Origin of the sequence: Peptoniphilus asaccharolyticus DSM 20463, from assembly GCF_900176115.1 — a bacterium.
In the GTDB taxonomy this organism is placed as follows: domain Bacteria; phylum Bacillota; class Clostridia; order Tissierellales; family Peptoniphilaceae; genus Peptoniphilus; species Peptoniphilus asaccharolyticus.
In genome coordinates this window covers 446,595-466,334 of record NZ_FWWR01000009.1, presented here as the reverse complement: position 1 = coordinate 466,334, position 19,740 = coordinate 446,595, and the positions used below count along the sequence as shown (strand labels likewise).

The window sequence follows — 19,740 nt, the reverse complement described above, 5'->3', positions numbered from 1 at the left end:
CAGTTTCACCATTAATAGCTTTTACTGCTGCTTCAATTCCTAAAGAACCAATTTCTTTTTGGTTGCTGAGCTATTGTAGCTGCTAATTCACCAGCTTCAACTGATTTAACAGCATCGTCAGTAGCGTCAAATCCAACTACTTTGATATCTTTTCCGCTTGATTTGATAGCTTCAAGAGCTCCTAAAGCCATTTCATCATTATGAGCGAATACTGCTTGGATATCAGTATTAGCTTGAAGGATATTTTCCATTACTGAAAGACCTTCAGTTCTGTCATAGTTAGCTGTTTGTTTAGCAACAACTTGTAGTTCAGAACCTTCGATAGCTTCGTTGAATCCTTGTCCTCTTTCTCTTGCTGAACTAGACCCTGGAATACCTTCTAATTCTACAACATTACCTTTACCTTCAAGAAGTTTGATGATGTGTTCTCCAGCCATTTTACCACCAGCTACGTTGTCTGAAGCGATGTGACTTAAAACTTCTCCACCGTTAGAAGCTCTGTCTAATGTTATTACAGGGATTCCTGCTTGATTAGCATTCATAACAGCTGCAGCTACTGCATCAGAATCTGTAGGGTTAATTAAAAGTATATCTACTTTTTTAGTAGATAATTTATCATAACAAGTGCAACATAAATAAACTCATAGCTAATCAGCTGTGTTAATATGTAAGTGACCAAACAAAACATATTAAAAAGGAGTGATTAACTATGAGCTATAACCATCTTACCATAGAAGAAAGATCTTGTATTTACCAATTTTTAAATTTAGGAATGAGTATAAGGAAAATTGCACAAGCACTTAAAAGGTCACCTAGTACAATATCTAGAGAAATTAAAAGAAATTCATCTAAGATAAAAGTTAGTAGGGGAAGTTACACTAAGTACTTTCCGATAAAGGCAAATGATAAATATATTGATAGAAGAAAAGACTGCCATAGAAAAAGTAAATTTTCTAAAGATGTTATTGATTATTTAACTGTAAAGATTAACGAACATTGGTCCCCTGAACAAATATCAAATAGAAACACAAATGAGATTCATGAATTACCATCTACATCAACGATATATAGAATGATACACGCCAAAAAGCTGCCAAAAACTAGTATGAAAAATTTGAGAAGAAAAGCTAAATTTAAAAGGCCAGCAGAAAAAAGAGGAAAATTCAATGATAAAGGTAGAACAATTAAGAAAAGACCTAAAGAGATATACAGAAGGCAAGAATTAGGCCACTGGGAAGCAGATACAGTGGAATCAGGCAGATTAGATCATAAAAGGAAAAGTAGATGTTGTTTCGTAACTTTAGCAGAAAGAAAATCTAGATATTATATAGCAATCCTAGTTGAAAATAGAAAGTCGGAAAGCGTAACACCAGCAATAATAAATGCATTAAAAGATTATCCAAAAGAATTAGTAAAAACAATAACCTTTGATAGAGGTAAAGAATTTTCAGAATTTGAGAAAATAGAAAAAGAATTAGGATGCAAAACTTATTTTTGTGATCCCTATTGTGCATGGCAAAAAGGTACAAATGAAAATAGTAACGGACTTTTGAGGGAGTTTTATCCTAAGGGTATGGATTTATCAGAAGTGAATATTGATGAATTAAATTATAACTTAAGTTTAATGAATAATAGACCTAGAAAATGTATAAAATATAAAACACCTAAAGAAGAACTTTTTGGTCTCTTACCATAGGTGTTGCATTTGATTTGACAATTCGTCAGTAATTAAATCTTCTACATTTGAAAGTTCTTTAGCTGGGTCATCTTGAGAATCTAAAGCGATTATTTCTACTCCTAATTCTTTAGCTTTTTCTTCAGCACCTGTCTTTAGGTCAACGAAGAATGGGTTTTGTAATGTAGATACAACTAAACCTATAGTCTTACCTTCTTGATTGGTATAATAGCTATTAACTTAATGATTCGTTTAGATATCTTGCAACGTGTACTCCACAAGCTGATGCTTGAGATAGTGAATGAGTTGCTCCACCACCATCACCAACTACATATAGTCCTTCTTTTATAGTTTGGAAGTTTGAATCTACTTCCACTTTAGAGTTATAGAATTTAACTTCAACTCCATAAAGTAGAGTATCGTCATTTGCTGTACCAGGAGCAATCTTATCTAATGCATATATCATTTCGATTATTGAATCTAATTGTCTCTTAGGTATAACTAATGATAAATCACCAGGTGTAGCCTTTAAAGTAGGAACTGTGAAGCATTTCTCCATTCTTTCTTTGTTAGATCTTCTTCCTTTTACTAAATCTCCAAATCTTTGTAACAATACTCCACCGCCAAGCATATTTGATAATTTAGCAATAGACTCACCATATTCATTTGATTCTTTAAATGGCTCTGTGAATTTATTTGCAACTAACAATGCGAAGTTAGTGTTTTGGCTTTGTAGTTTAGGATCTGCATAAGCATGTCCATTAACTGTTATAATTCCACTTGTGTTTTCAGCTACAACTTGGCCGTATGGATTCATACAGAAAGTTCTTACAAGCTCATTATATGCTTTTGCTTGATAAACTATTTTACTTTCATACACGTCATCAGTTATATGTTTGAAAACTTCAGCTGGAAGTTCTACTCTAACACCTATATCAACTTGGTTTGATTCACATTTTATTCCAAATTTACCACAAATTTGTGATACCCATTTAGAACCTGATCTACCTGAAGCAAGCACTAAATTTTTACATTTAAAACTTTCATTTCTATTTGTTGTAACAATGTATTTTTTTTCATCTTCAATGTATTCAACATCTAAAGCTGTAGTATTAAATAACATTTCCACTTTATCTTTAGAGTATTCATACATTTTCTCTAATATTTTTACATTTCTGTCTGTACCAAAATGTCTAACCCTAGCATCTAATAAATGTAGGTCATGTCTTAGTGCTATTGTTTTTAAATCAGAAGATGCTGTTGAATAAAGTTTTGAATCTGCTCCATCAAAATCACAAAGTACACTATCAACATATTCCATAAGTTCTATGGCTTTTTCCCTACCTACAAATTTATGCATATCTCCACCAAAATTTGTAGTTATATTGTATTTACCATCAGATAATGTACCTGCTCCACCATATCCATTCATTATGTTACATGGTTCACAGCCTATACAATTCTCAACTTTTCCAGTTTTGATAGGGCAATTTCTCCTTTGTATCGGATTCCCCTTATCTATCATAATAACTTCTAAGTCAGTATCTAATTTTGTAAATTCATAAGCAGCAAATACTCCACTGGCTCCTGACCCAACTATTACAACATCAACTTCTCTCATCAATACCTCCAGAATAATGTTTTATATAATAAATATATTATTTATTAACAAATTTAAATTAAAGTTCCTACAATATAATTTAAGACTCAATGTACACTTTATCTTGACCATCAACTTCAGATAGTTCAACAACCACCTTTTCTCTTTTTGCAGTAGGTAAATTTTTTCCAACAAAATCAGGCCTAATAGGTAACTCTCTATGGCCTCTGTCAACCAATGAAACTAATCGTATAGCCTTTGGTCTTCCTATCGATAGAATAGCATCAAGAGCAGCTCTAACGGTTCTACCGGTATATATTACATCATCTACTAATATAACTGTCTTGCCATTCATATCTATATTTAAGTCTAGTTCTCTGGAATTTTCTCTATCATCTCTAAAATTAATAGGATTTATAGCATATACAGGTACTTTTATTGATTCAATTTCCAATATCTTTGAAGATATTCTATCTGCTATATCTTCGCCTCTACTGACTATACCTAATAATATTAAATCCTCTGGGCCCTTACTTTTCTCTAATATTTCATTTGAAATTCTTGAAATAGCACGTTTTATAGCTATCTCATCCATAATAATATTTTTCATATATCTGCCCTCTTCATAAATTTTTCAAATCTAATCGGTATTTCATCTTCAAAAAGCATTTCTTGATCAGTTATAGGATGTTTAAATTGTAGCTTACAAGCATGCAACATTTGTTTGTCTATTTTATACTTATTTTTTCTACCATATAAAGGATCCCCTAATACAGGGTGATTGATATATTTCATATGTACCCTTATCTGGTGAGTCCTACCTGTAGCTATTTTTATTTCTAAAAATGTGTGATTTTCAAAAACTTTAATAGGTTTATAATATGTTAAAGCTTCCTTTGAATTAATGTCTGTGACTGCAAATTTAATTCTATTCTTAGAATCCCTTCCTATTGGCTCGTCTATAAAACCAGAATCAGTAATTTTCCCTTCAACAATAGCCATATATACTTTGTTAATCTCTCTGTTTTTAAAAATCTCAATTAATCTATCATATGCTAATGAAGTTTTAGCAACAATCATAAGACCACTAGTGTCTTTATCAAGTCTATGGACAATTCCTGGTCTTAATTCATCACCCGTATCGGCTAATGAATCTAATCTATATAAAAGTCCATTTACTAGTGTATTATCTTCATTTCCCGCCCCAGGATGTACTACTAAACCTTGAGGTTTTGAAATAACGGCTATATCAGAATCTTCAAAAAGTATCCTAAATTCTATATCTTGAGGAACTAGTTTTAAATCTTCTCTATATTCAACTGTTATTTCATCGTTAACTCTCAATTTATATCCAGCTTTTTCACTCTTGCCATTAACTAAAATAAGCTTATCATCTACTAGCTTCTTTATCTGACTTCTAGATAAATCAAGTTTCTGATTTAAAAAGATATCTAAACGCTCATTGTCTAAATTTGAAATGAATTTATTTTGATACATTTCTTTTTTTCCCTGGATTATCAAATAATAATACCATTATTATAAAAATAATAGTCCCTACAACAATGAATGAATCTGCTAAATTGAAAACAGCAAATTCATATCCAAATATGTTTGTAGAAATAAAATCTACAACATATCCCAAACGCATTCTATCGATAAAATTACCAATACTTCCACCCAGAATAAGACCTATTGCCAAATTAAGAGCTTTAGTATTTTTATGATAATCTTTAAATAAAACACTCAAAAGAACAATTATAACAACTATTGTGATAATTGTAAAAAGCAAACTTTTATTTTGTAATATTCCAAAGGCTGCTCCTCTGTTTTCCAAATAATAAAAGTTCAAAAAATTGTCAATTATTACTTTAGGTGGCTGACCTTTTAAGTTAAGTACAACTAAATACTTACTCAATTGATCTATAACTATAAGTAACATCGCAAATAAAATTACTGCCATTTTTACCTCACTTAGGAAATTTCATATTAATTACAAAATTTTCCTTTTTAGTAACATTTTCTATGCTTTGAAAAATCATTCTTCCACTTCCCCTAACAGACAAAATATCTCCCTCATTTAGTTGCAAAGAATTTTTTGATTCTATTTTAAAATTAACCTGTACTCTTCCAGATTTTATAAGAATATCTGTTTTAGAACGTGACATTTTTAAAACTGAACTTAAAACTGTGTCTAATCTAAGTGATGAAACTATATATTTCTTTTCGATATACTCCATATCTTCATAGCTAAATTCATCGTTGGTAAAATCTACATTCTGTCTGCCGATTTTATTTAAATTAAATCTTAAAAAACTAAACTGTTCAGCTTTTACAAACACAAAAATATTATTATCATTAATAATAATATCTCCTACCTTATTTCTATCTATTCCCAATCTTAATATAGATCCTAAAACATCTCTGTGATCTATATCTTCTTTTTTCTTTATAGAAAGATAATTTATCTTATCTTTTTCTATATCTGATAGATGTTCAGGATACATATATATGATATTTCTTTCTGCATGAGGATAGCCTCCTTCTACAGAGTAATTTATATCAAATTTATTTAAAATAGATTTAGCTAATTCTATTTCATACGGATTCAAAAAATCAGTAGATAAAATTTCATGTTTATTTAAAATAACTTCAATCTTATCTACTACCTTTTTTATCGTTATTAATTTATCATCAGGAATGTGTAAGAATAGATTATCTCTATTTATTCTTACCAAGGAAACATTCCACTATTTTTAAGTTCTTCTTTTAAACCATCAATTTCAACATTCTTTGGAGCTAAAACAAAAATGTCTTTGTTTACTTTTTGAATTTTACCATCCATAGCATATAGAGCTCCACTTACAAAATCAAATATCTTTCTCTTTACTTCTAAATCAAGTTGCTCAAAATTAAGTACTACTGACTTATCAGCTCTTAAATCATCTACAACATTAGGAGATTCATCATATGATAGAGGTTCATGTACTGAAATTATCATATTAGACGCATTTAAACTCAATACTCCACTATCTGATTTTCTCTTTGTTGCCCTAACAGGAGTTTCTTCAATATGTCTTTCTTCCGGAAAATTTTCCTCATAATCTTCATAGTCATATTCTTCCGAAAAACCAAAAACCTTCTTCATTTTATCCATAATTTCTGCCATGCGTTACCTCCCAATTCTCTTTCCAAAAATTTTGCTGCCAATCCTAACCATGTTAGAACCTTCTTCAATTGCTAACTTATAGTCTTGGCTCATTCCCATAGACAAAATATCCATTTTAACTTCTGAATAATTATTTTTTATCTTTTCTTTTAGCTTAAACATTCTCTTAAAGCAATCTCTAAGTAATTTTTCATCTTCAGTGTCTGGAGCTACAGTCATAAGTCCTTGAATTTTAACATTGTTGTATTCCAAACATTTTTCAAGAAAGTTTCTTACATCATTGTAAGCAACTCCTCCTTTTTGCTCTTCACCCGCTATATTTACTTCTATTAGACAATCTACAACTATATTAGAACTCTTTGCTCTTTTATCAATTTCCTCAAGCAAATTAACTCTATCAAGAGACTGTATTAACCTAACTTTATCATAGATATATTTTACCTTATTTGTTTGTAAATTGCCAATCATATGAAAATTTTGTTCCGGTAAAACTTCAAGTTTATCTCTAAGTTCTTGTACTTTATTTTCTCCAAACTCTACCGCTCCCCCACTTACAGCTTCCAATATTTCATCTGTACTGTGCATTTTTGAAACGGCAATTAAACGCACTTTTTCTCCAGTAATAGATTTTTTTTCTAAATCTTCTACTTCTCTTAACAAATTTTCCATATTTAATTTTATTGACATCTCAACACTTCCTTAGTTTAAAATCTTAGATTCTTCAACTTGTTTTGGATTTATAACGATTTTATCATTCAAAGTTACAGTCTTAACTTCCTTGTCATTGATTTTTATAATTGAATTCTTATCGCCTGTAGCTATATAAGAAGATTCTTCAAATGGAACTACAACTTTTATAGGAACAAATTTAACTAATCCGTGAATTTCTTGCACAAACACACCAAATTTACCATTTCTCTTAATTATTGATGACTTTGGTATTTCAAGACAGTCTTCGTTCTGCAAAATTATATCATAGTCTTTAATCCTTTCCTGGTAGACATTATAAAAGTTCTGCGATAACTCTACTATAACTACAGCTCCACCTTTAGATTTATTTATCTTAGAAATTTTACCAATTAATAAATTATCCTCATTTCTAAATTTTAAACTATCTCCGATTTCTTTACCTTCGATAGCTTTTAGATTATCTATTTGTAATGCAATCTTATAATTTAAATTATTTATCAACTTGTATAACTTATCACCTTTATTAACTTCTACTTTAGTCTTAAACTTTCCTAAGTTTTTATGTGAGTTTAAATACTCATAAGTATAATCACTTAAATCATCTATAGTATAGTATTTTTCAAGTCCATCAATTTTAAAAGACACAACTGACGAAAAATCTGCAGAATAAGTATAGTTACTCTTAGAAATTTTATTTTGTAGTTCTTCTTTCTTCTTGTTTAATACATATACAGGTAAATTAATCAATTCTGAAAGTTCACTTATATTTAAATTGTTATTTGAGTACAAATCCAATCCGTCAATCGAATGTATAGCCTCAGTGAAATTACCTTCTCTAAGATAATTTTGTATTTTTTCTATAGATGGAATAGACTTTTCAGAGCTATATTCTACATGGTTTTTAGATTTATAACTTAGTGCAGAATTGACTTTTATCAATTCATCATTCAAATCTGAAATGTCGTCCATCATATTTAAACTAGCTATTTCATAACCCACTGGTACTTTTTCGCCTTCGCTTGTATTGTATACGCATATACCAGTGTTATTAGCTATATATACTTTTTCATCTAAAATATTAAATCCAATAGCAGGGACTTTCTTTTCATACGTTTTTAATGTGGCAAATTCAGTTTTATAATCTTTGTACATTCTTCCATTAATTGCTCTAAACCCTATTGTAAAGAGAATTAATATAAGCACACCTATTACCCATCTACGAATAAAATATTTATTCTTTTTCAAACCCTTAATTTTCAAAATACCCCTTCTTGCTATTCAAAAAATATTTCTTCTATTTCTTGCTTATAGCCTCTAGTCATTAGTTCCACTACAGCTTCTCTAGGGTCTTTATTGTTATATAAAACTTCATAAAGTTTCTCTGTAATAGGCATATTTACACCGTATTTCAAAGCTAGATCATGAGCTGACTTAGTTGTTTTAATACCCTCTACAACCTGTCCAACTTTTTCAGAAGCCTCTTCAGAAGAAAGCCCCTGTCCTATTAAAATCCCAGCTCTTCTATTACGTGAATGCTTTGATGTGCAAGTAACAATCAAATCACCTATCCCTGAAAGACCATTAAATGTTTGGGGATTAGCGCCTAATTTCATTCCCAATTTACTCATTTCGTAAATTCCTCTAGTTGCTAAAGCGGCTGTTGTGTTATCTCCATATCCTAGACCATCACTCATACCAGCTGCCAAAGCAATTATATTTTTAAGCGCTCCGCCTATTTCAACCCCTATTAAGTCAGAATTTGTATAAACTCTAAAGGTATCAGTTGCAAAAGTTTCTTGAACCAACTTGCTTGCATTATTACTCGTTGAGGCAGCAACTATCGCTGTAGGAATTTCTTTTCCAACCTCTTCTGCATGAGATGGACCAGACAGTGAAACAAATTGAGAATTAGGCATTATTTCAGCACTTATCTCACTAACTCTATCTAGTGTCTTAAGTTCCAGACCTTTTGATAGATTTACTATAACTTTGCCATCGGCTTTATCTTTTATACTCTGTGCAACTTCTCTAAATTTTTGTGTAGGCACAGCCATCACAATCATTTCGCAAGAATCCACACAACTTAAAATATCAGACTGTGCCTTTAATCCTGCAAGCTCTACCCCCGGTAGATATTTTTCATTTATACCTTTTTCATTTATAGATTTTCTATCTTCGTCATTTCTAACAAAGAAATTTACTTCATGACCTTTTTTGTGTAGCAGACGAGCTATTGCAGTTCCCCAGCTTCCGCCACCAATTACAGCTATTTTCATAAATTAACCTCTCACTTTATTTTTGCCAATTTTATTTTCCGAACCATTCATAATTCTTTTTATATTGTCTTTGTGTCTGTATACTCCCAATATTCCAATTGATAGTACCATCAAAATTTGAATACTAGTTAAATCTTCAAAAATTATAAATAAAATAGAAATTAAACAAAAATATAATATAGATGCCAAAGATACCATCTTAGTCACTATAGCAAATAGTATCCATGCAATTACAGAAATCAAATCTAAATTAAATCCTAAAATTGCATAACATCCTATTGTAGTGGCTACACCTTTTCCACCTTTAAAATTCATATAAAAAGGATAATCATGCCCTATTATCAGTGCAAAAGCGCATATATAAAGCATATTTTGATTTACATTAAATGTATTCTTCAATAAATGCACCATCAATAATCCCTTTAAAAAGTCAATTAGAAAAGTTAAAACTCCTATTTTTTTGCCAAAAGCTCTTATTGCATTGGTTGTGCCTGCATTACCTGACCCATATTTTCGGACATCCTTATTTAATAAAAGATTACCCAAAATATATGAACCTGATATAGAGCCCACTAAATAGGATAGCAGCACCCATGTCATTTTATTTCTCTCCCCTATTTTTCAAACTTATAATTATAGGAACCCCATCAAAAGAATATGCTTCTCTTATTTGATTTTCTATATATCTTACATAAGAAAAATGGAATAGTTCTTTATCATTTACAGATAATTGGAATTTTGGAGGTCTTACAGCAACTTGAGAACCGTAATATAATTTACCTCTCTTACCTTTGTCAGAAGGAGGTTGGTTGATTAAAACTGCTCTGTTCAATATATCATTTAACACACCAGTTTTTATTCTATGGTTATAGTTGTTGTTTACTATTGAGATTAAATCTAATAGCTTATCAACTCTTTGTCCTGTCATAGCAGAAATAAATACTATAGGAGCATAATTTATAAAAGGCAATCTCTTTCTTATATTAGCTTCATACTCTTTTACAGAACTATTATCTTTCTTAATAGCATCCCACTTATTTACCGCCACTATTATAGCTTTGTTATTATCATGAGCATATCCAACTATCTTAGCATCTTGCTCACTTACACCTTCTACAGCATCAATTAAAAGAACGCAAACTGAAGATCTTTCAATAGCTGTTAATGTTCTTATAACTGAATATCTTTCAATATTTTCGTATATTTTTTTCTTTTTACGTAGACCTGCTGTATCTACTAATATAAAGTCTTCATCATTATATCTAAACTTAGAGTCTATAGAATCTCTAGTTGTTCCTGGAATATTAGTTACAATAGAACGTTCTTCTCCAGTTATGTGATTTAATAGAGATGATTTCCCTACATTTGGTTTTCCGATAAATGTTACACGAATTTCATCATCAAAACTTTCCTCTGTAGTTCTTTCAAATCCTTCTATTACTTGGTCAAGTAAATCTCCAACGCCCATTCCTTGTTCGGAACTTATGCTTATAGGCTCTCCTAGACCAAGTTCATAAAAATCATATAAATTATTTTTAGCTACTTTTGAATCAAACTTATTTACCGCTAATAGAACCTTTTTATTTGATTTTCTCAAATAATTAGAAATCTCTCTATCACTTGCAGTAACTCCTCTTACGCCATCTGTTAATAAAATAATTACTTCACTCATATCTAATGCTAAATCTACTTGAGCTTTTATACTAGACATAAAAATATCTTCATCTTTTAAATCAAGACCACCTGTGTCTACTAATAAAAATTTTGCTCCTAGCCATTCAGCATCTGAATATATTCTGTCTCTAGTAACACCAGGCGTATCTTCAGTAATTGAAATTTTACGACCTACTATTTTATTAAAAAGTGTGGACTTGCCAACATTGGGAGTTCCAATGATGGAAACAATCGGCTTTTCCATACTCTCACCTCTTCTTTAGTATGCATAATATTATACCATTGTGCCGTATTTGTTTCAATTATAGTGTTTTTAAGTAATTGATGATAACCACTTAAAAGTGTATAATTTAGTTGATATTAATTTATATTTTCTGGAGTTGAAATGAGAAACTTAAACGATTTAGCCGATGCAAAAAGGCTTATAAAGCTTGCAATACACGCAGGTAGATTACAAATTAAAAATGGTGCGGAAATATATAGAGCAGAAGATACTGTTCTTAGAATATGTAAGTCATCCCAAAACGTAAGTAAAGTTGATGCACATGTGCTACCTTCTGGTATATTTGTATCTTTAGAATTTGATGAAGATATAATAACGGTTTATAAGAGCGTGGGGTCCTCTACTACCAATATGTCAAAGATAGACAAAATAAATACTTTCTCCAGAAATTTTGTAATAAGTGAAATGTCGCTAGACGCTGCTTTTAATACTTTAAACGCAATTGAAAATGAAAATGACGTAGAGGCTTTTAAATTTGATATCTATGCTGGATTTTGCGGAGCTTTTTTCTCTGTGCTATTTGGTGGAGGGTTTAGAGAGTTTATATGTGCATATATAGTCACTTTTGCTACCTCTATGCTTTTAAGAAAAATAGAACCATTTAAGTTGAATTTTGTGGTTACAAATTTTATAGGTGCTTTTTCAATTTCAATGCTTACAGCTTTGCTGTATATGTTAAGATTGCCTAAATCAATTGATGAGGTAATTATAGGCTCTATTATGATTTTAGTCCCTGGTTTAGCAGCTACTAATGCAGTTAGAGATATAATGAACAGTGATTTTTTAAGCGGGCTTATAGGTCTTACCAAAGCTATATTTATTGCTCTTGGTATTGCGATTGGTGTCGGATTAACACTTAGATTGTTGAGGTTATAATGAACTATATTTTTCAATTTGTTATGTCTTCATTTGCCACTTTGGCATTTTCATACTACTTTAATTGTCCTAAAAAATCATTAATATATATTGCCATACTTGGCGGATTTTCTTGGATTATATACGCTATAATGCGTGATTTTGAACTATCATATATTCTTTCTGGATTCAGTTCAGCATTTGTAATTGGTATAAGCAGTGAATTTTTAGCTAGAAAACTAAAGATGCCTGCTACTATATTCTTAATCCCCGGTTTAGTTCCACTTGTGCCGGGAGCTGGTATGTACTATACCATGTACTATTTAATAGAACAAAACTATGTTGCTTTTCAAGACAAAGCCATTGAAACAATATTCCTTGCCGGTTCTCTTGCAGCTGGAGTTGTAGTTTCTTCTTCAATAATTAAAATAATTTCATTTTATCAAAATAAACGAAAAAGAGGTTAACCTCTTTTTTTTATTTTTTAAATACAGCATACTTTCATATTTTGTAAAAATTTAAACTTGTAGTGGTAAACTAAAACTGGACATAGTGGGGTGTCTTTTTAATTAGACTCACATATAATTCAAGTAAAAAATACTAGAGACTCTTACTAAACAAGAACAGGAGATTTACCATTGAATATACCAAAGAACAACGTCTTGAAATAGGTCGTCAGGTCTACGATAATGAATTGACCAGATGTGTTGTAAGCGATATGACAGCTTTCCGTGTAAAAGGAATCTACTACGAATTAACCTTATTCTAGCGATTTTCGAAGTGCTGTCAAGATTGGCGACTTGATGAGTACATTTTCTATTTTATAAAGGCGGTATGCTTAATTTCATTTTTCATTATCAAAAACCTCCTGTTACTTTAGTGATGCGGTCGCCAAACCAACACCATTGTAACACGGAGGTTTTATTTCATATACTAAAGTTTTTTATTTACCCCTGGTTCTACCAGGGGTTTATTTGCCGCTAAAGCACCAATAAAAAATATCTATCAGATTAAATCTGATAGATATTTTTGTTATATTATTTATTTATTTTCTTCAGAAGATTTTTCAAGAATAGTTTCTGATCTTTGCATATTTAGATAGTTGTTATATCTTTCTTTTGCGTTTTCTTCTGCGATTTCAAATAATTGTTCTGCTCTTTCAGGGAATTGACGAGCTAATGAAGTGTATCTAACTTCTCCTTGAAGGAATTCTCTGTATGATCCCTTAGGTTCTTTAGAGTCTAAAGTGAATGGATTCTTTCCTTCTTTCTTTAGATCTGGGTTGTATCTATATAAGTGCCAGTAACCTGCTTCAACTGCAAGTTTTTCTTCTTCTATAGAGCATCCCATACCCTTCTTGATTCCGTGAGAAATACATGGTGCGTAACAGATGATTAGTGATGGTCCATCATAAGCTTCAGCTTCTTTAATAGCTTTTAATGCGTGGTTCTTATCTGCGCCTAGAGCTATTTGAGTTACATATACATAACCATAAGTAGCTGCCATTAGACCTAAATCTTTCTTTCTAGTAACTTTACCTGCTGCTGCGAATTGAGCAGTAGCACCTGTTGGAGTTGCCTTAGAAGCTTGTCCACCAGTGTTAGAATAGATTTCAGTATCTACTACAATTACATTTATATTTTCGCCTGATGCAAGAACGTGGTCAAGTCCACCGTATCCGATGTCATAAGCCCATCCGTCTCCACCTATTATCCATTGAGATTTCTTTATTAAGAAGTTTTCAAGGCTCTTCAATTCAAATAATAATTCATTAGCTTCTTCATTGTCATATTTCTTTTCTAAAGCTACAAGAACATTAGCTGCTGCTGCTTTTGAAGTCTTGTAATCAGCCATATTTGTTATCCATTCGTTGAAGATAGCATTTGTTTCAGAATCAACATTTAATTCAATAAATTTTTCCATTAAAATCTTAATTCTGTCTCTTGTAACTGTTTGGCTGATTGCCATACCGTATCCAAATTCAGCATTATCTTCAAATAGAGAATTTGCCCAAGATGGACCGTGTCCTTCGTCATTTGTGCAATATGGCATTGATGGTGCTGAACCACCCCAGATTGAAGTACAACCTGTTGCATTGGCAATACTCATTCTATCTCCAAATAATTGAGTAACTAATTTTATATATGGAGTTTCTCCACAACCTGCGCATGCTCCTGAGAATTCAAGGTGTGGTTGGAAGAATTGTGAGTTTTTAACATTGTTTGGTTCAAAGTCAGCTTGTTTAGATTTTACAGTTGTTGATGCATATTCCCAATTTACTGCTTGGTCAGCATATACATCTTCAAATGGAGTCATAACTAAAGCTTTTGTTGGAGCTGGACAAACTTGAGCACAGTTTCCACATCCTGTACAGTCAAGAGATGATACTTGGATTCTGTATTCATATTGGTCAGCGCCTTTTCCTTTTCCTTTTACTGTTTCGAAAGTGCTTGGAGCTCCTTCTTTTTCAGTTTCATTCAATAAGAATGGTCTGATAGCAGCGTGAGGACATACTAAAGAACATTGGTTACATTGGATACAGTTTTCAATCTTCCAATCAGGAATATTAACAGCTATACCTCTCTTTTCGTATTTAGATGTTCCGTTAGGGAAAGAACCATCTTCCATTCCTACAAATGTAGAAACAGGTAGGTCATTACCTTCTTGACGGTTTACAGGGATTAGAATATTGTTTACAAATTCTGAAGCTCCCTCAATGCTATGGTTAGCTGTATCTACAGCAGATTTCCATTCTTCTGGAACTGATATTTTTTGAAGTGCATCTATTCCTTGGTCAACTGCTTTATAGTTCATAGCAACTATTTCGTCACCCTTAGAACCATAGTCTTTTACAATTGCTTTCTTAAGAAGTTCTGTAGCTTGTTCAATTGGAAGTACTTCTGATAATTTAAAGAATGCTGATTGCATTACCATGTTAGTTCTTCCACCAAGTCCGATTTCTGCAGCTATCTTAGTTGCGTTTATTGTATAGAAATTAATTTCATTTTCTGCTATATATTTCTTCATAGCTCCTGGAAGCTCGTTAGCAAGAGTTTCTTCATCCCATACTGTGTTAAGTAAGAATGTTCCACCTTTTCTAAGTCCTCTTAAAAGATCATATTGGTGTACATATGATTGTTTTGAGCAAGAAATGAAATCTGATTCAGCTAATAAATAAGTTGATGTGATTTTTTCTTTGCCAAATCTCAAGTGAGACATAGTAACCCCACCTGATTTTTTAGAGTCGTAGTCAAAGTAACCTTGAGCATACATATCTGTATTGTCCCCGATTATCTTTATAGCACTCTTATTAGCACCTACAGTACCATCAGAACCAAATCCCCAGAATTTACATCTGATTGTTCCCTTAGGTTCAGTTGTAATTTTTTCTTCTATTGGTAGAGAAAGATTTGTAACGTCATCTTCTATACCTACAGTAAAGTTGTGTCTTGGATCTTCATTATCAAGATTTCTATATACTGCTAACATTTGAGATGGGTTAGTATCTTTTGAACCTAAACCATATCTACCGCCAACAATCTTAGGTGCATTTTCTTGTCCATAGTAAATATCTCTAACGTCTAAGAATAGTGGTTCTCCAGTAGCTCCCTTTTCTTTTGTTCTATCAAGAACTGCAATCTTCTTAACAGTTTTTGGCATAGCTGCTAAGAAATGTTCTTTAGAGAAAGGTCTGTATAGGTGAACTTTTAATAAACCTACTTTTTCTCCATTAGCAGTTAAGTAATCTACTACTTCTTCTATAGTTTCTGTAACTGAACCCATAGCAACTATAACTTTTTCAGCGTTTTCATCGCCGTAGTAGTTAAATAGACCATATTTTCTTCCAGTTAAATCAGAAATTTTATTAATATAATCTTCAGTGATTCCAATTATGTCAGTATAGAAATTATTAGAAGCTTCAACTTCTTGGAAATATATATCTGGGTTTTGAGCTGTACCTCTTACCTTTGGTGATGCAGGGTGTAATGCTCTTGCCTTAAATTCTCTAACAGCTTCTTTATCAACTAATTTAGCTAAATCATCATAATCTAAAACTTCTATTTTTTGAACTTCATGAGATGTTCTGAATCCATCAAAGAAGTGTGTGAAAGGAACTCTTCCCTTTATAGCTGATAAATGAGCTACTGCTGCCATATCCATAGCTTCTTGAACAGAACCTGAAGCTAACATAGCAAATCCTGTTGCACGAGATGCCATAACGTCTTGATGGTCTCCAAATATTGAAAGTGCATGTGATGCCAAAGCACGTGCTGCTACGTGGAATACTCCTGGAAGTAATTCCCCTGCAATCTTATACATGTTTGGTAGCATAAGTAAAAGACCTTGAGATGCTGTATAAGTAGATGTCAAAGATCCTGCTTGAAGTGCTCCGTGAACTGCACCAGCTGCTCCAGCTTCAGATTGAAGTTCTTTTACAAGTACTTCTTGACCAAATATATTTTTTCTTCCTTGTGCAGCCCAAGCATCTACATGCTCTGCCATAGGTGAAGAAGGTGTAATCGGAAATATACATGCCACCTCTGAAAACGCATATGCGACATGCGCTGCTGCTTCGTTACCATCCATCGTTTTAAAATGTTTAGCCATTTTAATCCCCCTAGTTAGTTTTAAAAATTTTTTCTCTCTTTATTATTATAAATCTAATAAATTATAATTGCAATGATTTGAGCATAATAAACGCCAAAAACGTGTATTTTACTTGTTTAGAACCTATTTCACATTGTGAAATCAGTCCAATCTATAACCTAATATCCTCTTATTTAACTCTTCCGCAGGATTATATCCTTGCTCTTTTTGTTTAAAATTCTTAGTTGCAATTTCTATAATTAGTGCAGAATTTCTTCCAGGCTTAACTGGAATATCAAATTTAACTACTTTTTTATCCAAAATAGTTTCGTATTCATTGTCTATTCCCAGCCTATCGTATTCAGCTTCATGATCCCATGGTTCTAAATTCACTACCATTTCTACTTCTTTTGAATCCATTACAAAGCCGATTCCAAATATTTTTTCAACATCTATTATGCCAACTCCCCTAATTTCCATAAAATGCTTGGTAATTATAGGAGATTTTCCTATCAATCTATCGTCTATTCTCTTTATGATTACAGAATCATCAGAAATCAACTTAGAACCCTTTGATATTAAATCCAAGGCTGTTTCACTCTTACCGACACCGCTATTGCCCTTTATTAAAACACCAACACCATAAACGTCCAAGAGAACCCCGTGCATTCTTATGGTAGGAGCTAATTCGATCTCCATATAATTTTGGAACTTTATGGAGAACTTTGAGAAAGTTTCTTCAGTTCTAAGTAAAGTTATATCCATCTCCTTAGCTAATTCCACTATTTCATCATGTATCCATCTATTACGCATAAAAATTATAGCTGGAATTTTACATGAAAAAAGTTTTTTTACGGCATTATACCTCTCTTCAGACGTCATTTCATTTAAGAAATACCATTCCTGTTCTCCAATTATTTGAACTCTCTTGTCGTCAAAAGAATCGAAGTGACCATTTAACTGTAATCCAGGTCTGTTTATATCTAATGTTTCCAAATAAATATTATTGAAATTATTTGATTTATATAAAATGCTTAGATTTAAATCGTTTATAACCTTGTTTAAAGCTATTCTATCCATTTAATCCTCCGTGAAAATGTTGGTAAATACTTTCTGCGGCAGTTCTATTCATACCATCTACTATTTCTAATTCATCTACAGAAGCTTCTTTAATTTTTTTTATAGATTTAAAATGCTTCATCAAATTCTGTTTTCTAACTTTCCCTATGTTTTTTATATTGTCGAGTTCAGATATAAATATATCTTTTTCTCGCAACGATCTATGGTAATTAATTGCAAATCTATGTGCTTCTTCTTGAATTTTATATATCATTCTGTATCCGCTACTATTTATTTTTAAATTGTATTCTGTATTTTGATATATTATCCCTCTTGTTGTATGAAAATCATCTTTAACCAAACCACATACCGGAACATCTATATTCAATTCACTCAAAACTTTCAAAGCAATATTTACTTGACCCTTACCGCCATCCATCATTATCAAATCTGGAAATTTAGAAAAAGAAGAATTTATATTGCTATTCTTTTCTTCTATACCTCTCTTAAATCTTCTTGTCAAAACTTCTTTCATAGATGCATAGTCATTAGGCCCTTCTACAGTACGTATTTTAAATTTTCTATAGTCACTTTTTTTAGAAACTCCGTTTTCAAATACAACCATAGATCCGACAGATTCTATTCCATAGGTATTTGAAATATCATACGCTTCAATCCTCTGTGGAATTCTGTCTAAGTTTATTAAATTTTTTATTTCTTCCAGAGATTTTGTATTTTCTTCTATTTTCTTTTTATACTTGTCTGCATATTTATTAATCATTTCTAAAGCATTTTGCTTTGCCATTCTGACTAATTTTAATTTATCGCCTCTTTGAGGAACTACTATTTCAACATTATGACCTCTTCTCATAGATAAGAATTCTTCAAGTAATTTTTTATCTTCCGGCTCAGATTCTATTATTAACTCTCTAGGTATGAACGTAACCCCTGCATAGAATTGCTTAATAAATGCACTTATTATCTCACTATTTTGATTCTCAAAATAATCTTTCATGAAATAATGTTCTCTTCCTATGATCTTACCTTCTCTTACAAAAAATACTTGAACTAAGACTTCATCTATGCCTCTAGCTATTCCTATTATGTCTTGATTCTCTGAAATATTAGTATTTGAAATAATTTGTTTCTCTTTTAATATTTCTAACGATTGTATATCATCTCTATACATTGCAGCTTTTTCAAACTCAAGATTTTTAGAAGCTTCTAACATTCTTTCTTTTAGAGATAGAATCATTCTTTCATCTTTTCCCTCTAAAAAATTTGATATCTCTTCTACCATTTTATTGTACTTATCCTCATCTACACCACCTTTGCAAGGAGCTATGCATTTTCCTATAAAGTAATTTAAGCAAGGTCTGTACTTTCCTATATCTTTTTTTAAATTTAAACTACATGTCCTAAGAGGATACGTTCTGTTTATTAAATCTATGGTATCATTAACTGCTGTAACTGCTGGATACGGCCCAAAATACTTTGCCCCATCCTTTAATATCTTTCTTGTCTTTAACACTCTTGGAAATTTTTCATTAGTTATTTTTATATAAGGGTATTGTTTATCATCTCTCAATAAAATATTGTACTTTGGTAAATTATCTTTTATCAAATTACTTTCTAATATAAGAGACTCTATCTCATTTTCAACTATTATATATTCAAAATCGGCGATGTGTGAAACCATCGCCTTTACTTTTGCATAACTCTTTCCATAACTTCCAAAATATTGACTCACTCTTTTTTTCAAATTTTTAGCTTTACCAACGTATATGACTTCATCTTGAGCATTTTTCATAATATATACGCCTGGTAAATCAGGCAAGTTTTTAAGTCTTCCTTCTATATCTTCCAACAAATCAC

General features: G+C 31.5%; 19 protein-coding genes. 3 read left to right on the top strand and 16 right to left on the bottom strand.

The features are described 5' to 3' along the window. Window positions 1–32 precede the first annotated feature (32 nt). Window positions 33–581, bottom strand: coding sequence for a substrate-binding domain-containing protein (locus tag B8869_RS02930; RefSeq protein ID WP_234989803.1), 549 nt, complete (start codon window positions 579–581; stop codon window positions 33–35). 128 nt (window positions 582–709) lie between these two features. On the opposite strand from B8869_RS02930, the gene B8869_RS02925 reads away from it, so the two are divergent. Next, complete coding sequence (locus B8869_RS02925) at window positions 710–1,696, top strand: IS30 family transposase (protein WP_084229742.1); 987 nt, start codon at window positions 710–712, stop codon at window positions 1,694–1,696. Here the strand turns inward: B8869_RS02925 and B8869_RS02920 are convergent. The 12 genes from B8869_RS02920 to der form a co-directional block, all read right to left on the bottom strand. Beyond that, the gene (locus tag B8869_RS02920; RefSeq protein ID WP_234989802.1) at window positions 1,688–1,879 is read right to left on the bottom strand and encodes a hypothetical protein; all 192 of its coding nucleotides are present in this window, start codon (window positions 1,877–1,879) and stop codon (window positions 1,688–1,690) included. The two genes, B8869_RS02925 and B8869_RS02920, sit on opposite strands and share 9 nt — an antisense overlap. Before the next feature lie 31 nt (window positions 1,880–1,910). Continuing rightward, window positions 1,911–3,296 carry an NAD(P)/FAD-dependent oxidoreductase gene (locus tag B8869_RS02915; RefSeq protein WP_084230240.1) on the bottom strand — a complete coding sequence of 462 codons (1,386 nt, stop codon included), beginning with the start codon at window positions 3,294–3,296 and terminating at the stop codon, window positions 1,911–1,913. Window positions 3,297–3,375: 79 nt separating this feature from the next. Further along, window positions 3,376–3,885 (bottom strand): bifunctional pyr operon transcriptional regulator/uracil phosphoribosyltransferase PyrR, encoded by a 510-nt coding sequence (gene pyrR, locus B8869_RS02910; protein WP_084230239.1) that lies wholly within the window; start codon window positions 3,883–3,885, stop codon window positions 3,376–3,378. Further along, window positions 3,882–4,772, bottom strand: coding sequence for an RluA family pseudouridine synthase (locus B8869_RS02905; RefSeq protein WP_084230238.1), 891 nt, complete (start codon window positions 4,770–4,772; stop codon window positions 3,882–3,884). Before B8869_RS02905 ends, pyrR begins: the two co-directional genes overlap by 4 nt. Further along, window positions 4,759–5,235, bottom strand: a complete 477-nt coding sequence (lspA, locus tag B8869_RS02900; RefSeq protein WP_084230237.1) for a signal peptidase II — start codon at window positions 5,233–5,235, stop codon at window positions 4,759–4,761. The genes B8869_RS02905 and lspA overlap by 14 nt, the downstream gene beginning before the upstream one ends. A 7-nt stretch (window positions 5,236–5,242) precedes the next feature. Continuing rightward, the gene (locus tag B8869_RS02895) at window positions 5,243–6,010 is read right to left on the bottom strand and encodes a YlmH family RNA-binding protein (RefSeq protein ID WP_084230236.1); all 768 of its coding nucleotides are present in this window, start codon (window positions 6,008–6,010) and stop codon (window positions 5,243–5,245) included. Beyond that, complete coding sequence (locus tag B8869_RS02890; protein WP_084230235.1) at window positions 6,004–6,441, bottom strand: cell division protein SepF; 438 nt, start codon at window positions 6,439–6,441, stop codon at window positions 6,004–6,006. Before B8869_RS02890 ends, B8869_RS02895 begins: the two co-directional genes overlap by 7 nt. Before the next feature lie 3 nt (window positions 6,442–6,444). After that, window positions 6,445–7,128, bottom strand: coding sequence for a YggS family pyridoxal phosphate-dependent enzyme (locus tag B8869_RS02885; RefSeq protein WP_084230234.1), 684 nt, complete (start codon window positions 7,126–7,128; stop codon window positions 6,445–6,447). 12 nt (window positions 7,129–7,140) lie between these two features. Continuing rightward, window positions 7,141–8,391: an HlyD family efflux transporter periplasmic adaptor subunit gene (locus tag B8869_RS02880; protein ID WP_084230233.1), complete on the bottom strand. Its 1,251-nt coding sequence runs from the start codon at window positions 8,389–8,391 to the stop codon at window positions 7,141–7,143. A gap of 14 nt (window positions 8,392–8,405) precedes the next feature. After that, window positions 8,406–9,407 (bottom strand): NAD(P)H-dependent glycerol-3-phosphate dehydrogenase, encoded by a 1,002-nt coding sequence (locus B8869_RS02875; RefSeq protein ID WP_084230232.1) that lies wholly within the window; start codon window positions 9,405–9,407, stop codon window positions 8,406–8,408. A gap of 3 nt (window positions 9,408–9,410) precedes the next feature. Further along, entirely contained in the window at window positions 9,411–10,007 is a 597-nt protein-coding gene (gene plsY / locus B8869_RS02870; RefSeq protein WP_084230231.1) for a glycerol-3-phosphate 1-O-acyltransferase PlsY, read from the bottom strand. A gap of 1 nt (window position 10,008) precedes the next feature. Beyond that, window positions 10,009–11,325, bottom strand: a complete 1,317-nt coding sequence (gene der, locus B8869_RS02865) for a ribosome biogenesis GTPase Der (protein ID WP_084230230.1) — start codon at window positions 11,323–11,325, stop codon at window positions 10,009–10,011. Between the two features lie 141 nt (window positions 11,326–11,466). Here der and B8869_RS02860 point away from each other — a divergent pair, with 141 nt between their 5' ends. Further along, window positions 11,467–12,240, top strand: coding sequence for a threonine/serine exporter family protein (locus tag B8869_RS02860; RefSeq protein ID WP_084230229.1), 774 nt, complete (start codon window positions 11,467–11,469; stop codon window positions 12,238–12,240). Beyond that, window positions 12,240–12,686 carry a threonine/serine exporter family protein gene (locus tag B8869_RS02855; protein WP_084230228.1) on the top strand — a complete coding sequence of 149 codons (447 nt, stop codon included), beginning with the start codon at window positions 12,240–12,242 and terminating at the stop codon, window positions 12,684–12,686. The genes B8869_RS02860 and B8869_RS02855 overlap by 1 nt, the downstream gene beginning before the upstream one ends. A 574-nt stretch (window positions 12,687–13,260) precedes the next feature. Here the strand turns inward: B8869_RS02855 and nifJ are convergent. The 3 genes from nifJ to uvrC form a co-directional block, all read right to left on the bottom strand. Next, the gene (nifJ, locus tag B8869_RS02850; RefSeq protein WP_084230227.1) at window positions 13,261–16,827 is read right to left on the bottom strand and encodes a pyruvate:ferredoxin (flavodoxin) oxidoreductase; all 3,567 of its coding nucleotides are present in this window, start codon (window positions 16,825–16,827) and stop codon (window positions 13,261–13,263) included. 141 nt (window positions 16,828–16,968) lie between these two features. Further along, complete coding sequence (gene hprK, locus B8869_RS02845) at window positions 16,969–17,886, bottom strand: HPr(Ser) kinase/phosphatase (protein WP_084230226.1); 918 nt, start codon at window positions 17,884–17,886, stop codon at window positions 16,969–16,971. Then, window positions 17,879–19,732, bottom strand: coding sequence for an excinuclease ABC subunit UvrC (gene uvrC, locus B8869_RS02840; protein ID WP_084230225.1), 1,854 nt, complete (start codon window positions 19,730–19,732; stop codon window positions 17,879–17,881). Before uvrC ends, hprK begins: the two co-directional genes overlap by 8 nt. Window positions 19,733–19,740: the final 8 nt, after the last annotated feature.

Excerpts from the sequence above, each read along its gene's own strand:
- B8869_RS02925 (WP_084229742.1), top strand. The coding sequence starts at position 710 with ATGAGCTATAACCATCTTACCATAGAAGAAAGATCTTGTATTTACCAA.
- B8869_RS02915 (WP_084230240.1), bottom strand. The coding sequence starts at position 3,296 with ATGAGAGAAGTTGATGTTGTAATAGTTGGGTCAGGAGCCAGTGGAGTA.
- pyrR (WP_084230239.1), bottom strand. The coding sequence starts at position 3,885 with ATGAAAAATATTATTATGGATGAGATAGCTATAAAACGTGCTATTTCA.
- B8869_RS02905 (WP_084230238.1), bottom strand. The coding sequence starts at position 4,772 with ATGTATCAAAATAAATTCATTTCAAATTTAGACAATGAGCGTTTAGAT.
- lspA (WP_084230237.1), bottom strand. The coding sequence starts at position 5,235 with ATGGCAGTAATTTTATTTGCGATGTTACTTATAGTTATAGATCAATTG.
- B8869_RS02890 (WP_084230235.1), bottom strand. The coding sequence starts at position 6,441 with ATGGCAGAAATTATGGATAAAATGAAGAAGGTTTTTGGTTTTTCGGAA.
- B8869_RS02885 (WP_084230234.1), bottom strand. The coding sequence starts at position 7,128 with ATGTCAATAAAATTAAATATGGAAAATTTGTTAAGAGAAGTAGAAGAT.
- B8869_RS02875 (WP_084230232.1), bottom strand. The coding sequence starts at position 9,407 with ATGAAAATAGCTGTAATTGGTGGCGGAAGCTGGGGAACTGCAATAGCT.
- plsY (WP_084230231.1), bottom strand. The coding sequence starts at position 10,007 with ATGACATGGGTGCTGCTATCCTATTTAGTGGGCTCTATATCAGGTTCA.
- der (WP_084230230.1), bottom strand. The coding sequence starts at position 11,325 with ATGGAAAAGCCGATTGTTTCCATCATTGGAACTCCCAATGTTGGCAAG.
- B8869_RS02860 (WP_084230229.1), top strand. The coding sequence starts at position 11,467 with ATGAGAAACTTAAACGATTTAGCCGATGCAAAAAGGCTTATAAAGCTT.
- B8869_RS02855 (WP_084230228.1), top strand. The coding sequence starts at position 12,240 with ATGAACTATATTTTTCAATTTGTTATGTCTTCATTTGCCACTTTGGCA.
- nifJ (WP_084230227.1), bottom strand. The coding sequence starts at position 16,827 with ATGGCTAAACATTTTAAAACGATGGATGGTAACGAAGCAGCAGCGCAT.
- hprK (WP_084230226.1), bottom strand. The coding sequence starts at position 17,886 with ATGGATAGAATAGCTTTAAACAAGGTTATAAACGATTTAAATCTAAGC.